This window comes from Polynucleobacter sp. MWH-UH2A (assembly GCF_018687195.1).
In the GTDB taxonomy this organism is placed as follows: Bacteria; Pseudomonadota; Gammaproteobacteria; order Burkholderiales; family Burkholderiaceae; genus Polynucleobacter.
In genome coordinates this window covers 1,200,206-1,215,010 of record NZ_CP061321.1, presented here as the reverse complement: position 1 = coordinate 1,215,010, position 14,805 = coordinate 1,200,206, and the positions used below count along the sequence as shown (strand labels likewise).

10 protein-coding genes are annotated in these 14,805 nt (G+C 47.3%); 6 read left to right on the top strand and 4 right to left on the bottom strand.

Annotated elements, in window-relative coordinates:
- Positions 1-52: 52 nt before the first annotated feature.
- Genes glnL through IC571_RS06320 form a run of 4 tightly spaced genes read left to right on the top strand, consistent with a single transcriptional unit; the run spans position 53 to position 4,034 of the window.
- Entirely contained in the window at positions 53-1,108 is a 1,056-nt protein-coding gene (gene glnL / locus IC571_RS06335; protein ID WP_251373554.1) for a nitrogen regulation protein NR(II), read from the top strand.
- On the top strand, positions 1,105-2,559 hold the full coding sequence (ntrC, locus tag IC571_RS06330) for a nitrogen regulation protein NR(I) (RefSeq protein WP_215315491.1): 1,455 nt from the start codon (positions 1,105-1,107) through the stop codon (positions 2,557-2,559). Before glnL ends, ntrC begins: the two co-directional genes overlap by 4 nt.
- Positions 2,552-3,400 carry an exodeoxyribonuclease III gene (xth, locus tag IC571_RS06325; protein ID WP_251373259.1) on the top strand — a complete coding sequence of 283 codons (849 nt, stop codon included), beginning with the start codon at positions 2,552-2,554 and terminating at the stop codon, positions 3,398-3,400. The genes ntrC and xth overlap by 8 nt, the downstream gene beginning before the upstream one ends.
- A 25-nt stretch (positions 3,401-3,425) precedes the next feature.
- Positions 3,426-4,034 (top strand): glutathione S-transferase, encoded by a 609-nt coding sequence (locus IC571_RS06320; protein WP_215315490.1) that lies wholly within the window; start codon positions 3,426-3,428, stop codon positions 4,032-4,034.
- 10 nt (positions 4,035-4,044) lie between these two features.
- Here the strand turns inward: IC571_RS06320 and IC571_RS06315 are convergent, their stop codons facing one another.
- Genes IC571_RS06315 through IC571_RS06300 form a run of 4 tightly spaced genes read right to left on the bottom strand, consistent with a single transcriptional unit; the run spans position 4,045 to position 10,267 of the window.
- A complete protein-coding gene (locus IC571_RS06315) occupies positions 4,045-6,171 on the bottom strand; it encodes a M3 family metallopeptidase (protein WP_215315489.1) in 2,127 nt (708 codons plus the stop codon).
- An 18-nt stretch (positions 6,172-6,189) separates the two neighbouring features.
- Positions 6,190-7,044 carry a bifunctional methylenetetrahydrofolate dehydrogenase/methenyltetrahydrofolate cyclohydrolase FolD gene (gene folD, locus IC571_RS06310; RefSeq protein ID WP_215315488.1) on the bottom strand — a complete coding sequence of 285 codons (855 nt, stop codon included), beginning with the start codon at positions 7,042-7,044 and terminating at the stop codon, positions 6,190-6,192.
- Between the two features lie 18 nt (positions 7,045-7,062).
- Positions 7,063-7,710, bottom strand: coding sequence for a response regulator transcription factor (locus tag IC571_RS06305; RefSeq protein ID WP_071467798.1), 648 nt, complete (start codon positions 7,708-7,710; stop codon positions 7,063-7,065).
- Positions 7,711-7,744: 34 nt separating this feature from the next.
- Positions 7,745-10,267, bottom strand: coding sequence for a PAS domain S-box protein (locus IC571_RS06300; protein WP_215315487.1), 2,523 nt, complete (start codon positions 10,265-10,267; stop codon positions 7,745-7,747).
- A gap of 224 nt (positions 10,268-10,491) precedes the next feature.
- Here IC571_RS06300 and aceE point away from each other — a divergent pair, with 224 nt between their 5' ends.
- Together aceE and aceF are read left to right on the top strand one after the other, a co-directional pair.
- Positions 10,492-13,188, top strand: coding sequence for a pyruvate dehydrogenase (acetyl-transferring), homodimeric type (gene aceE, locus IC571_RS06295; RefSeq protein WP_215315486.1), 2,697 nt, complete (start codon positions 10,492-10,494; stop codon positions 13,186-13,188).
- 14 nt (positions 13,189-13,202) lie between these two features.
- On the top strand, positions 13,203-14,804 hold the full coding sequence (gene aceF / locus IC571_RS06290; protein WP_215315485.1) for a dihydrolipoyllysine-residue acetyltransferase: 1,602 nt from the start codon (positions 13,203-13,205) through the stop codon (positions 14,802-14,804).
- Position 14,805: the final 1 nt, after the last annotated feature.

Genomic DNA, 14,805 nt, shown 5'->3' with positions numbered 1-14,805 from the left:
GTTCAAAGGAGCAGCTACGGCTGCTTCTTTTTTTCCGACATTGCTCGATCAGATGCCCAATGCCATCGTGGTATTTGAGGCTGAGAACCAACAATTGGTTTATGTGAATCCCGCTGCGGAGTCCGCACTGGATCTTTCACGCAAGTCACTTGAAGGTCAATCTGTGCACGATTTATTTGGTGACAATCAAGCTCTCAATGGCATGATTGGCGACATCAAGCAGGGTCACGTAATGGCTCAGCGCCAAGAGATGGTCTTGCATTCATTGCCTGGCAGTATTCATCAGGACTCTATTCCTGCGCATGTGGTAATTGCGGCTTTGGAAGATCCGGCATTGATCATGATGGAATGGTTTCCGATTGATCAGCAGCTTAGAAGTGAGCGCGATGAGCGTGTAACGCAGCAAGTTGAAGCGAATAAACAGTTAATGCGCAATCTGGCGCATGAAATCAAAAATCCCTTAGGCGGTATTCGTGGAGCGGCTCAGCTTTTGGAGTTTGAGTTGCCTGAAAAGGGCTTACGCGAATACACGCAGGTCATCATTAAAGAATCCGATCGATTGCAAACGCTGGTTGATCGACTGCTGGCGCCGCATCGCAAGGCTCATGTGATTGAGTCTTTTAATGTGCATGAGGCATTAGAGCGGGTAAGAAGCTTGGTGCTTGCTGAGTTTCCAAAAGGCTTGCGAATCATTCGTAATTACGATACTAGCTTGCCTGACATTATGGGTGACCGCGAGCAATTAATACAGGCAGTTCTCAATATTGTGCATAACGCAGCCCAAGCCCTTTCTGAGGAAATTAGTCAGGGCACTGCGCAAATTGAATTAAAAACCCGCGTAGCTCGTTCAGTCACGATTGCAAAAAGACGCTACAAGCTGGCGATGGACTTGCATGTAATTGATAACGGGCCCGGCATTCCGAAAGAAATTATCGATCGCATCTTCTTTCCATTGGTATCTGGGCGCGAAGGGGGTAGCGGTTTGGGTTTAACCCTGGCACAAACATTTGTTCAGCAACATCAAGGCTATATCGCCTGCGATAGTCGTCCTGGACGCACCGATTTTCATATTCAAATTCCATACCGTAACCGGGAGAGGGCATCATGAAACCAGTCTGGATTGTCGACGACGATCAGTCTATTCGTTGGGTATTAGAAAAGGCATTGGCACGCGAGAATATTCCACACAAGAGCTTTTCTAATCCGAATGATGTCCTCAATGCATTAGAGAAAGAGGCTCCACAAGCAATCATTTCAGACATTCGTATGCCACGTGGCAATGGGTTAGATTTGTTGCAGCATATCAAGGTAACGCATCCTTATTTACCCGTGATTATCATGACGGCTTTTTCGGATTTGGATTCAGCGGTGTCCTCTTTTCAGGGCGGTGCATTTGAATACCTCACCAAGCCATTTGATGTTGAGAAAGCGGTGGAGTTGATTCATCGGGCTGTAGAGCAGGGCGTCAGAAGTGATGCCAGCATTAAAGAATCAGCAGCTTGGAGGCAAGAATCAACTGAGATTATTGGTCAAGCTCCGGCAATGCAAGAGCTGTTTCGTGCGATTGGTCGTTTGGCACAGTCTCATGCAACTGTCTTAATTACTGGTGAGTCAGGCTCCGGTAAAGAATTAGTAGCGCAAGCTCTACATCGTCATAGTCCTCGTGCCAAAGGGCCTTTTGTGTCTTTAAGTACGTCAGCAGTTCCTAAAGATTTGTTGGAATCAGAGTTATTTGGTCACGAGCGTGGTGCTTTTCCTGGTGCGCAGACACTGCGTCGCGGACGCCTGGAGCAGGCTGATGGCGGCACATTATTTTTGGGAGAGATTGGCGACCTACCATTTGATCTGCAGACTCGCCTATTGCGCGTATTAACGGATGGTCATTTTTATCGCCTTGGCGGTCAAGACCCCATTAAAGCCAACGTGCGCATCATTGCTTCTACCCACCAAAATCTTGAGCAGCGTGTAGCTGCTGGTTTATTCCGTGAAGATCTCATGCATCGCCTGAATGTGATTCGCTTGCGTATGCCGGCTTTGCGTGAGCGTTCCGAAGATATTCCTTCGCTTGCTAAACATTTCATGATGATCTGTGCGAAGTCACTTGGTGTAGAGCCTAAGAAACTCTCAGATGAGGTTCTCAAAGAGATGACTGCAATGCCGTTCCCAGGCAATGCGCGTCAACTGGAAAATCTTTGCCATTGGTTAACTGTCATGACCCCTGCAAACGTAGTGGGGGTTGGTGATTTACCTGCTGACATCATTTCACAAGCGAGTGAGCAGCCAATTCTGATTCAAGGGGAATCATCTTCCATTACCAACACGGTGCCTGCAAAGACAGGCGCTGTTGATTGGGAGAGTGGTTTGTATCGCTTAGCGGTGAAGATGCTCCAAGATGGCGATAAAGCCGTTTTTGATGTTCTGAACTTACGTTTCGAAAAGGCGGTATTGCAGGCGGCTCTGGAGGTAACCCGTGGCCGCCGTGTTGAGGCAGCGCAGCGTCTTGGCATTGGTCGCAATACGATTACTCGCAAACTGCAGGAGCTTGGTATTGATGACTGATTCCATCCGAATTGCTGCTTGGAATGTGAACTCCTTAAAGGTTCGTCTTCCGCACGTGCTTCGTTGGTTGCAAGATCAAGAGAAAAAACAGCAGGCAATTGATGCGGTCTGTTTGCAAGAGCTCAAGCTCACTGATGATAAGTATCCTCATCAAGAGCTTGAGGCCGCAGGCTATCTCAGCCTTGCTGCAGGCCAGAAAACCTACAATGGGGTGGCGATTATTGTGCGCAAGGCTGCGTTAGCACCTATCGCAACCGATGTGAACACGACCTTTCTAAAGCCCGTACGAAATATGCCCAATTTTGAGGATGAGCAACAGCGCATCTTGGCGGCAACCATTCCATTTGCAGGCACCCAGCCAATACGCTTGGTGTCAGCATATTTTCCAAATGGGCAATCGCCTGATAGCGAGAAATTTGCCTATAAGCTCAATTGGTTAAGTTCTTTACAAGCCTGGCTGACAGGCGAGTTGGAGCAAAACCCACGTCTGGCACTATTAGGTGACTTTAATATTGCTCCCGCGGATGAAGATGTGCATGATCCAAAAGCATGGGAAGGGCAGAACTTGGTTTCGCCACCAGAGCGAGATGCCTTTAGATCGCTAGTGAGTCTAGGTCTGCACGATTCCTTTAGGATGTTTGAGCAAGCACCCAAAACATATAGCTGGTGGGATTACCGCATGATGGGTTTTCGTCGCAATGCAGGTTTGCGTATCGACCATATTTTATTGGGTGATGCTCTTAAGGAAAAGTGCAGTGCAAGCATTGTGGATAAAGAACCAAGAACTTGGGAGCAGCCGTCTGACCACGCTCCAGTAATTGCGCAAATTAAAAAAGCTTAAGTAGCTTTTAGTTGGCAACAAAGTAATGGCGACCATTTTGTATTCATATCGTCGGTGCCCCTATGCGATGAGGGCGCGGATGGCGCTAAAGTATTCCGGTATTCCTGTTCAGATTCGCGAAATCTCACTGAGAGATAAGCCCGCATCAATGTTGCGGATATCTCCAAAAGGAACCGTGCCCGTTCTATGTGCTGGTGATCTGGTTTTAGAGCAAAGTCTCGATATCATGCGTTGGGCATTGGAGCAATCTGACCCTGATGGCTGGCTATCAATAGATCCGCAACTGGCGCAAGAATGGATTTTAAAAAACGATGGCCCGTTCAAGAAATTACTTGACCAATACAAATATCCAAATCGTTATCCCGAACTAATGCCAGCTGTCGTTTTGGAGAGCGCCATAGCTTTGATGCTACAACCTATGGAAGACAGTCTAAGGACTCACGGGTATTTAATTGGATCCAAGCTCAGTTGGGTGGATATTGCCATCTTCCCCTTTATTCGGCAATTTTCAATGGTCAATCCGCAGCAATTTGAAGGGCTACCATTTCCAAGCTTAAAACGCTGGCTTGCTGAGCGAATCAATTCAGCATTGTTTCAGTCGGTGATGGAAAAACATCCCACTTGGGTTGAGTAGTTAGCTAACCTTAAGCAAGACCGCCGTGGCGTAAGAGCGCATCAATGCTCGGCTCACGACCTCGAAAGGCTTTGAAGGATTCAGCAGCAGGGCGACTGCCGCCTACTTCTAAGATTTCTTCTCGATAACGCGCGCCGGTAACGGGATCTAGTACTGAGCCTGTGAGTTTGGCTGCCTCTTCGAATGCAGAGTAAGCATCAGCGGATAAGACCTCGGCCCACTTGTAGCTGTAATAACCCGCCGCATAACCGCCGGCAAAGATATGACTGAAGGTATTAATCCATCGAGAAATTTCAGGCTGAGAGATGACATTGAATTCATCGGCTATCTTGCGAGATAGATCCAGAACAGCTTGGCCTTGAGCAGACTTTGCATCAAAGTGTGAGTGTAATCTCCAGTCCGTTAAGGACATCACGATTTGGCGCAAAGTCATCCATCCGTTTTGGAAATTTTTGGCAGCCAACATTTTTTCAAATAGCTCACGCGGCAATGGTTTTCCAGTATCTACGTGAGATGTCATTTTTTCTAATACTTCCCATTCCCAGCAGAAGTTTTCCATAAACTGGCTTGGTAACTCCACGGCATCCCATTCCACCCCATTGATGCCTGATACACCTAAAGCGCTTACTTGAGTTAGGAGGTGGTGCAAGCCATGACCGCTCTCATGGAAGAGGGTGATGACATCATCGTGGGTAATAGTGGGTTGACGTAATACACCATCAACTTTGACGGGTGGCGCAAAGTTGCAAATTAAATAGGCAACCGGTATTTGAATTTCACCATTTGGCAATACTCTACGACCACGCCCATCATCCATCCAGGCACCGCCACGTTTGCCTGGACGAGCATAGGGGTCTAGATAAAAATACGCACGTAATTTTCCTGTGAGATCTTTTACTGCAAAGGATTGCACATCTGCATGCCAAGTAGGTAGATTGGCGGACTCAATTTTGACGTTAAATAGCGTTTGAATAACGCCAAAAAGGCCCTCTAAGACTTTCGGAAGAGGGAAGTATTGCTTTAGCTCGTTCTCAGAAAACGCATAACGAGATTGCTTTAAGCGCTCCGAAGCAAATGCGACATCCCAGGGCTGAATGCCATCCCTTATCCCAAGTTCATTTTGAGCAAAAGCGTAAAGCTCATCCCAATCCCGTTTTGCATAGGGCTTGGATTTGATGGCGAAGTCAGTCAAAAAGCGATCGACCTCGTCCACGGTATTGGCCATCTTGGGTGCGAGACTGAGTGCCGCAAAATTAGCAAAGCCCAACATGCGAGCCTCTTCATCACGCAGACGTAATTGCTCCAGCATGTTTTGCGTATTATCCCAATCCAATTTGCCGTTACCAAATTGAGGCGATAATTCTGATGACCGAGTGATATAGGCTTCATACATCAGACGACGCAACGCCCGGTTCTCTGAATATTGCATCACTGGGTAGTAGGAAGGGAAGTGCAGCGTAAATGCCCAGCCTTGTAAGCTTTTTTGTGCAGCGGCATCCGCTGCAGCTGCCTTGATATCCTCAGGCAATCCAACCAACTCAGATTCATCGGCAATCCGATGCACAAAATGATCGGTAGCATCTAATACGTGATCTGAAAATGCTTTGCCTAATACTGCTTGCTCATCCTGAATTTGGGCAAAGCGAGGTTTATCGGCATCACTTAACTCTGCGCCGCCTAGGCGAAAATCCCTGAGAGAGTTTTCAATCACTTTTTTCTGCGCACGATTGAGTTTTGCAAACTCTGGACTCTTGCTTAGGTCTTTGAACTTTTGATACAAGGCTAAATTCTGCCCAAGGCTAGAGAAAAATGCAGTTACCTCAGGAAGCATTGCGCCATAAGCTGCTCGAAGCTCAGGCGTATCAGCTACGCTATTTAAATGAGAAATGACTCCCCATGATCTACCCAATGCTTCCGTTGCATCTTCTAAAGGTTCCGCCAAATGATCCCAGGTAGCGGGAGTGCTGGGATCGGTAGCAAGATCTACTGCAGCCTGAGCGCGCTCTAGTAGCAACTCAATTGCTGGGGTGATGTGCTCGGGTTTTACTTCTGAGTAGGATGCAATGCCTCTACCAAAATTGAGTAAAGGATTGTTTTGTAATGCCGCAGGAAGCTTAGCTTGAGAGGGTGTATTCATCCCTCTAGCTTAATGGATCTAGAGTTTTGCTGCTTTTTCTGCGGCTTCTAAGGTATTCATTAAAAGCATAGTGATTGTCATCGGACCAACACCACCAGGAACAGGGGTAATCCAGCCGGCAACGTATTTAGCTGTGTCGAAGTCAACATCGCCACAAAGCTTGCCATCAGGTAAGCGATTAATGCCTACGTCAATTACAACAGCGCCACTCTTAACCATATCGCCAGAAATCATTTTGGGCTTCCCTGTGGCCACCACAAGAATATCGGCATCTTTGGTGTGGTGCGCCAAGTCACGAGTTTTACTATTGCAAATCGTGACAGTAGCTCCAGCTTGCAAAAGCAACATTGCCATTGGTTTGCCAACAATATTGGATGCACCAACGATGACGGCACGGGCACCGCGAATGGGGTAGTCAATGCTCTCTAATATCTTCATGCAACCATAAGGGGTGCAAGGCTTGAATTCAGGTTGACCCACCATGAGAGCGCCAGCATTGGCAACGTGAAAGCCATCGACATCCTTTTCAGGGGCGATTGCTTCAAGCACACGCTCAGCGGCGATATGTTCTGGAAGTGGGAGTTGCACCAAGATGCCATGGATAGAAGGATCTGCATTGAGCATTGCAATGCGTGCCAACAATTCTTCTTCACCAAGCTCAACTGAATAGCGCTCTAGTACTGAATGAAAACCCACATCTTCACAGGCTTTCACTTTATTGCGCACGTATACCTGACTGGCGGGATTGTCGCCAACAACGATCACTGCTAGACCAGGGCGAACGCCCTTGGCGGTAACAATGGCGCCACGAGCAGCGATTTCAGTGCGTAGTTTCTTGGAGAGTGCGTTTCCGTCGAGTAATTGAGCCGGCATTACGAGTGGTAGGATAAATTAATTGGGTTGTGGGTCAGATAGTGCAAGGCGCAACAAGTCTGCTACGGTATTGACGTTGAGCTTTTCCATAATGTTGGCACGATGCGCTTCAACAGTTTTGATGGAAATGCCAAGATCATCTGCAATTTGCTTATTCAAACGACCGGCAACAATGCGCTCTAACACTTGGCGTTCACGACCCGTCAGTTTGCTAAGTAGGCTTTGAGTAATTTTGCGTTGGCTTGCTTGTGAGTAGTCCACACGTGCTTTAGCCAACATGCGATCCACTAGCCCACAAAGATCGTTCTCTTTAAATGGTTTTTCAATGAAGTCAACAGCGCCACGTTTCATGGTGGATACTGCCATTGAAACATCGCCGTGACCAGTGATAAAGGCAACTGGCATTGGCAGGTTTTCACTAATCAAGCGCTCTTGTAGTTCGAGGCCTGACATACCAGGCATGCGCACATCCAAAATAGCGCAGGAGATCGTTGACTTGTCAGTGCTTTGCAATGATTGCAAGAAACGTTCAGCACTTGCGTGGCAACGCACGACATAACCATTGCTCTCTAAAAGCCATGTCAAAGAGTCGCGAACTGCTTCGTCGTCATCGACAACATAGACAACTTCAGCTTGGTTGGGTTTGGTGCTGGCGCTTAAGTTCATAAGGGGTCTCGCAAATTCATCATCAGTACGGCAGTTATACAACCTCTCTAGATTCAGGAGATTCTAGGGGTAGCAATATTGTAAAGGTGCAGCCGACCAGCTTGGTATGTTCGGCATCCATGGAATTAACGGCCCAGAGCCGGCCATGGTGGGATTCAATAATGGAGCGACAAATATTGAGGCCCATGCCCATTCCATCGGATTTTGTACTAAAAAAGGGCTCAAACATGCGTTGTGAGACCGATTCAGCGATTCCAGCACCGCCATCTTTTACCTGAATACGGAGCATGGCTGGGAAAATGCTGGTATCAAGGTCAGCGCTAATGGAGACTGGTGGGGCCGACCAGCGGGAGGATAGGGGGTAAGCCTCCCTGGTGCTATCTAAGCCGTTCTTCAGCAAATTGACTAAAACCTGCAAGATCAGAACTGGGTCGATATTGATCTCAGGAAGGTTTTCAGTGATGTTCGAGGTAATTGTGAGACGGTGACGATGCGCCTCAATTTCTACGAGTCCAACGGCATCGTTGATGATGTCGCTAATCGCAATCAGCTTTCGTTGCGGTTCGCTACGTTTTACAAAACCTCGGATGCGCTGAATGATTGTGCCGGCTCGATGGGCTTGCTCTGAGGCTTTTTCTAGCGCAGGCAAAATTTCTTTATTGAGTGCTGGATCCAGATTTCCCTCTAATCTTTTGACAACGCCCATGCAGTAGTTTGAGATAGCAGAGAGTGGCTGATTAAGCTCATGCGCCAACGAGGATGCCATTTCCCCCATTGTTGTCAAACGACTCGTAAATTGCATGCGCTCCTCTTGCTGGCGTGCCAAGTCTTCAGCCTCCTTGCGCAAAGTAATGTCCGTTGCAATGAGTAGTTGCGCAAGATGACCGTCAACCCAAGGAATAAAACGGCGACGTACTTCGTACCATTTGTTGCTGCCATCGCTTAATTGCACCTCTTCGGATTCAGATTCTTGGTACAAGAATGAAGTCGGTATTCCAGGAGGGGAGTCTTGTAAATCCTCGGCAATATTATGCAGAGTCTGCATATTGTTATCTTGATGAGCTAGTTGAAAATGACCTTTGGAGTCATTGCCGAAATGCTCACGATAGAAGCGATTCGCAAAGAGGAGCTCATCAGTTTCTAGTGAGACAACAGAAACCGCCGCATCGAGACCTTCAAGCACGGTTGTAAAGCGCTCTTGCGAGGCTGCTAACTCTTCTCGAATCTTCTTCGGTTCAGAGATATCGATTAACGAAGTGACCCAACCCGTTTGTTTGCCACGTTCGTTGATCAATGGAGCAATAAAAGTCCGAGTTTGAATGAGAGTGCCATCTTTTCTGAGGATGGCGCCTTCAATACCTTTCTTCAGTCCGCTATTGATGTCTGCTTGAAGTGCCCGATTCATTTTCTCAACGAGCTCATCTCTGCGGCTATCGGGCCAAAAAGGGAATGGCGGCTCAAGCCCAATGAGTTCTTTGGCGCTCCATCCCGTCATTTCACAAAAGGCGCGATTGACATAGGTAATTCGCTTTTGCATGTCATGTGCACGAATACCCACGGGTGTTGAGTTTTCCATCGCGCTACGAAAGTTTGTTTCTAAACGTAAATTCGCTTCAGCTTCTTGTCTGACTTGCATCTGCTTTAAGACAGACCAAAGACTCCAGATCACAAATGCGGAAAGGCCAATTACCACGCCAATCAGCATGCGGAATGTGAGATTGGTTGGAGGTGGGTAAGTATCAATACGCAACACCATATTCGGGCTGAGCACACCAATGTCTAAACTGGTTTGGTTGCTAAATGCCCGTTTAGGGGTATCGCGGTCAGAGGAGATAGCAAGCACCTTCTCGTTATCGGTTAATAAGGTAAAGCGATAGTGGGCCTTGAGTTCGCCTGGAATGATTTCTAGAACGCCTTGGGTTGTATACAGAGCGGCAAGATAACCTGTTATTTGACCACCGACGATATTGGGTACCACTTGCCAGAACACAGTCCTTCTCTCTTTGGCAATTGGCTCTTCATTCGGCAGGCTTAGTGTTATGAATGCACTAAATGCAGCTCTGCTGGTAGCCTTGCTTAACTCAATAGTGCTCGCCAGATTATCGTTAGCGGTTTGATCATTTTGAGTTTTGCTAATCCAATCTGTTTTATTGTTACCAACAGGAACAGTCCAGACGGGATTATTTTCAGCATTAATCCAAATGACTTTGACAATCTCATGGTTGTTTATAACCAAGTCATCCGCTTGCTCGCGTACGAGTTGTCGTAATTTTGGATCTTCTGTGCTTGCGGCTATTTCGCGATTAATCGAATTTAAGGTGTCGGCATTATTTGCAAAACGCAATTGAATACGCTGCTTAGCAAAAGACAGTTCACGGAATAGGGCAGCCTCTTGCTGATTTTTTTCTTGAAGATGTAGCGTGCTAAGGATGATGCCCATCACCATCGTGAACAACACAATGGCAAGCAATGGGGTGTAAACGAGCTTAAATCCCCGTATTTTTCGGAGCCATTTAAAGGGTTTGGTGATTAAGCTGACTAAAGCCGTGGATTTCATATATATAAACCCATTTTGCCTTATTGGAGGCTTGAAATATCGAATTTGAGGCTTCTAAGCCTTATTTCTGTGCAGCGCAATAAAATACCGCATTATGAGAAATATTCCCATTATGTGGAAAATTGCTTGTTAACACCCATATACCTTCCTAGAATATTGCCTATAGAGTGAATGGCTAGCAATGAAGTAACTGAAGTAAATCAAGTAACTATTGGAGACAAGTTATGGCTGCAGTTCCAGATCAAATTTTAGGCAAACAAAATCTACAGGATGCCGATCCTGGTGAGACGCAAGAATGGCTACAGGCGCTTGATGGTGTCATTCACAACGAAGGGGTGCAACGTGCTGCCTATTTGATTGATCAACAAATATCCCATGCGCGCGTCAATGGAGTGAATCAACCTTTCCATGCCGAGACGCCTTATATCAATACGATTCCCGTTGAGAATCAAGCGCGATTACCGGGCGATCAAAATGTAGAACATCGTATTCGTTCATATACACGCTGGAATGCAATGGCAATGGTATTGCGTGCTAATAAAGACACCAATGTCGGCGGCCACATTTCTTCATTCCAATCTGCAGCCACTTTATATGATGTGGGTTACAACCATTTTTGGCATGCACCATCCGCAGAGCATGGCGGTGATTTGATATTTGTTCAAGGCCACTCAGCACCTGGTGTTTATGCACGCGCCTATATGTTGGGCCGCTTAACGGATGATCAGTTGAATAACTTCCGTCAAGAGGTTGGCGGTAAGGGTATTTCAAGCTATCCGCATCCTTGGTTGATGCCAGACTTCTGGCAGTTCCCAACCGTCTCTATGGGTCTTGGCCCCATTATGGCGATCTATCAAGCGCGCTTTATGAAGTACTTGAGAGATCGCGGATTTATTCAAGAGCAAGGTCGCAAAGTGTGGGCTTTCCTTGGAGATGGTGAAACAGACGAACCAGAATCCTTGGGCGCCATTGGCATGGCGGGCCGTGAAAAATTAGATAACCTCATCTTTGTTATTAACTGTAATTTACAGCGCTTAGATGGCCCAGTTCGCGGTAATGGAAAAATTATTCAAGAGTTAGAAGGTGAATTCCGTGGCGCAGGTTGGAATGTCATCAAAGTAGTGTGGGGTGGTCAGTGGGATGCGCTGTTCGCGCGCGATAAGAAGGGTATCTTGATGCAACGTCTCGGCGAGATTGTTGACGGTCAGTACCAAACCATGAAAGCAAAAAATGGTGCTTATGTTCGCGAGACAGTATTTAATACCCCTGAACTCAAAGCACTGGTAAGCGACTGGAGCGATGACGAAATTTGGCAATTGAACCGTGGTGGTCATGACCCTCATAAAGTTTATGCCGCTTTTCATGCTGCGGTAAATCATAAGGATCAACCAACCGTCATCCTGGCTCATACCATTAAGGGTTACGGCATGGGCGGATCTGGTGAAGCGATGAATATTGCTCACCAAGCTAAGAAGATGAATGACGATGATGTTCGTCGTTTTAGAGATCGCTTTGAAATCCCAGTGAAAGACCAAGACTTAGCAGAAATGCCTTTGGTCAAGTTTGCTGAAGGTAGCCCAGAACTGGAATACATGAAGGCGCGCCGCCAGGAGTTGGGTGGTTACTTGCCGCAGCGTCGAGCAAAGGCCGAGAGTTTGCCAGTGCCTGCATTAAGTGCGTTCACTCCGTTGCTAGAAGCGACTACAGAAGGGCGTGAGATTTCAACCACGATGGCTTTTGTGCGCATGCTCAACACGATTGTGCGCGATCAAACTATTGGTAAGCGTGTGGTACCCATTGTTCCTGATGAGTCACGTACTTTTGGTATGGAAGGTATGTTCCGCCAATTGGGTATTTGGAATCAATTGGGTCAACTCTATACGCCTGAAGACCATGATCAGTTGATGTTCTATAAAGAAGATAAGTCTGGTCAAATTTTGCAGGAAGGTATTAATGAAGCAGGCGGTATGTGCGACTGGATCGCGGCTGCTACATCGTATTCAACACACGGTGTGCCGATGTTGCCTTTCTATATCTTCTATTCCATGTTTGGTTTCCAACGTATTGGCGACTTGGCTTGGGCGGCGGGCGATATGCGTAGCCGTGGTTTCTTGCTAGGTGGTACAGCAGGTAGAACCACATTGAATGGTGAAGGCTTACAACACGAGGATGGTCATAGCCATCTGTGGAGTGCTGCAGTGCCAAACTGCATTAGCTATGACCCGACATTTGCTTTTGAGTTAGCGGTAGTGATTCAAGATGGTATGCGTCGCATGTTGGAAGTGCAGGAAGACGTGTATTACTACGTCACTCTCATGAATGAAAACTATGCACACCCAGCAATGCCTAAGGGTGCTGAGCAAGACATCATTAAGGGTATGTATAAGCTGAAGTCTGTTGGTGATGACAAAGCAAAACTACGTGTACAACTCTTAGGCTCAGGCACGATTTTCCGTGAAGTGATTGAAGCTGCAGAGATGCTGCAAAAAGACTGGGGTGTTGCATCTGATTTATGGGGTTGCCCAAGTTTTACAGAGCTCGGACGTGATTGGAATGCAGTTCACCGCGCTAATCTCTTGAGCCCTACTGCAACGCCGACACTCTCCCATGTAGAGAAGTGCTTAAAAGATACAGCAGGCCCAATCATTGCTGCTACAGACTATGTGCGTCTGTTCGCTGAGCAAATTCGTCCGGCGATTCAGCATATGGGACGTCGCTATGAGGTGCTCGGCACAGATGGATTTGGACGTTCTGATACCCGTGAGAAGCTGCGTGATTTCTTTGAGGTAGATCGTCGCTGGGTGGTGATTACTGCGCTGAGATCTTTGGTTGATGCAGGCCAGTTTGATCGTCAGAAATTAGCCGAGGCTATTAAGAAGTATGGCATCGACACTAACAAACCAAACCCAATGACGGTTTAAGGCGAGATCATTTCATGAGTCAAATAATCGAAATCAAAGTACCGGACATTGGTGACTACAAAGACGTACCTGTCATTGAAGTGCTAGTAAAAGCAGGCGACAAGGTTGAAAAAGAGCAATCAATTGTCGTTTTGGAATCCGATAAAGCAACCATGGATGTGCCTTCTTCACATACGGGCGTAGTTAAGGATGTGAAGGTCAAAGTGGGTGACACCTTATCAGAAGGTTCGGTTGTCATCACTTTGGAAGAAGGTGCCGCTACAGCTGCACCCGCTCCAGCAGCAAGCACGACTCCCGCACCAGCAGCTCCGGCCGCTTCTGGTGGCGCACCAATTGAAGTGAAAGTTCCTGATATTGGTGATTACAAAGATGTTCCTGTGATTGAAGTGCTGGTGAAGGCAGGAGATAAGGTAGAGAAAGAACAATCGATTGTTGTTCTGGAGTCTGATAAAGCGACGATGGATGTTCCGTCATCTCATGCCGGCGTTGTGAAAGAAGTGAAAGTGAAAGTTGGCGATACCCTGTCCGAGGGATCGGTGGTAGTCATTTTGGGTGGCGCTTCAAGTAGCGCTTCTGCGCCTGCAGTTGCAGCATCGGCAGCTCCTGCAGCCCCAGCGGCTAGAGCAGTTGAGCCGCCTATTGCGCGAGCACCAGCACCTCCGCCAATCAGCAATACACCTCCACCAGCAGATGCTGTTGTAAGCCATGCTAGTCCTTCAGTCAGAAAGTTTGCTCGTGAGCTTGGTGTCACAATTGCTCAGGTAAAAGGATCTGGTCCAAAAGGGCGTATTACCCAAGAGGACGTGCAGTCTTTTGTGAAAGCCGCGATGAGTGGCGGTGCTGGCAGTTCAGCTGCAGCATCCAGTGGTGGAAGCTTAGGTGGTCTGAATTTAATTCCATGGCCAAAAGTGGATTTCACGAAGTTTGGTGAGATCGAGCGCCAACCGTTAAATCGCATTAAGAAACTTACCGCAGCAAACCTAGGTCGTAACTGGGTGATGATTCCTGCGGTAACGTATCACGAGGATGCAGACATCACTGATTTAGAAGCGTTCCGTGTTCTGACAAACAAAGAGAACGAGAAAAAAGGTATCAAGATTACGATGCTCGCTTTCTTGATGAAAGCTGCTGTAGCCGCCTTGAAGAAGTATCCAGAGTTCAATAGCTCCCTAGATGGGGATGACTTAATTCTCAAGAAATACTTCAATATCGGCTTTGCTGCAGATACGCCAACGGGTCTCGTTGTGCCAGTAATTAAAGATGCAGACAAGAAAGGTATCTTTGAGTTAGCCAAAGAGACTTCTGAATTGGCCGCATTGGCACGTGATGGCAAATTAAAGCCAGATCAAATGCAGGGCGCAAGCTTCACCATTTCCTCCTTGGGTGGTATCGGCGGAACCTATTTCTCTCCAATCGTGAATGCACCGGAAGTTGCTATTTTAGGTGTCAGCAAAGCAGCGATGAAACCGGTTTGGGATGGTAAGCAATTTGTGCCGCGCTTGATTTGCCCACTGTCTCTGTCTGCAGATCACCGTGTGATCGATGGCGCATTGGCCACTCGATTCAATGTATATATTGCGCAACTCTTGGCCGACTTCCGTCGTGCTTCGCTATAAG

Coding starts and splice junctions, on each gene's coding strand:
- IC571_RS06305 (WP_071467798.1), bottom strand. CDS start 7,710: ATGAACTTAAGCGCCAGCACCAAACCCAACCAAGCTGAAGTTGTCTAT.
- aceE (WP_215315486.1), top strand. CDS start 10,492: ATGGCTGCAGTTCCAGATCAAATTTTAGGCAAACAAAATCTACAGGAT.
- glnL (WP_251373554.1), top strand. CDS start 53: ATGCCCAATGCCATCGTGGTATTTGAGGCTGAGAACCAACAATTGGTT.
- folD (WP_215315488.1), bottom strand. CDS start 7,044: ATGCCGGCTCAATTACTCGACGGAAACGCACTCTCCAAGAAACTACGC.
- ntrC (WP_215315491.1), top strand. CDS start 1,105: ATGAAACCAGTCTGGATTGTCGACGACGATCAGTCTATTCGTTGGGTA.
- IC571_RS06300 (WP_215315487.1), bottom strand. CDS start 10,267: ATGAAATCCACGGCTTTAGTCAGCTTAATCACCAAACCCTTTAAATGG.
- IC571_RS06315 (WP_215315489.1), bottom strand. CDS start 6,171: ATGAATACACCCTCTCAAGCTAAGCTTCCTGCGGCATTACAAAACAAT.
- IC571_RS06320 (WP_215315490.1), top strand. CDS start 3,426: ATGGCGACCATTTTGTATTCATATCGTCGGTGCCCCTATGCGATGAGG.
- aceF (WP_215315485.1), top strand. CDS start 13,203: ATGAGTCAAATAATCGAAATCAAAGTACCGGACATTGGTGACTACAAA.
- xth (WP_251373259.1), top strand. CDS start 2,552: ATGACTGATTCCATCCGAATTGCTGCTTGGAATGTGAACTCCTTAAAG.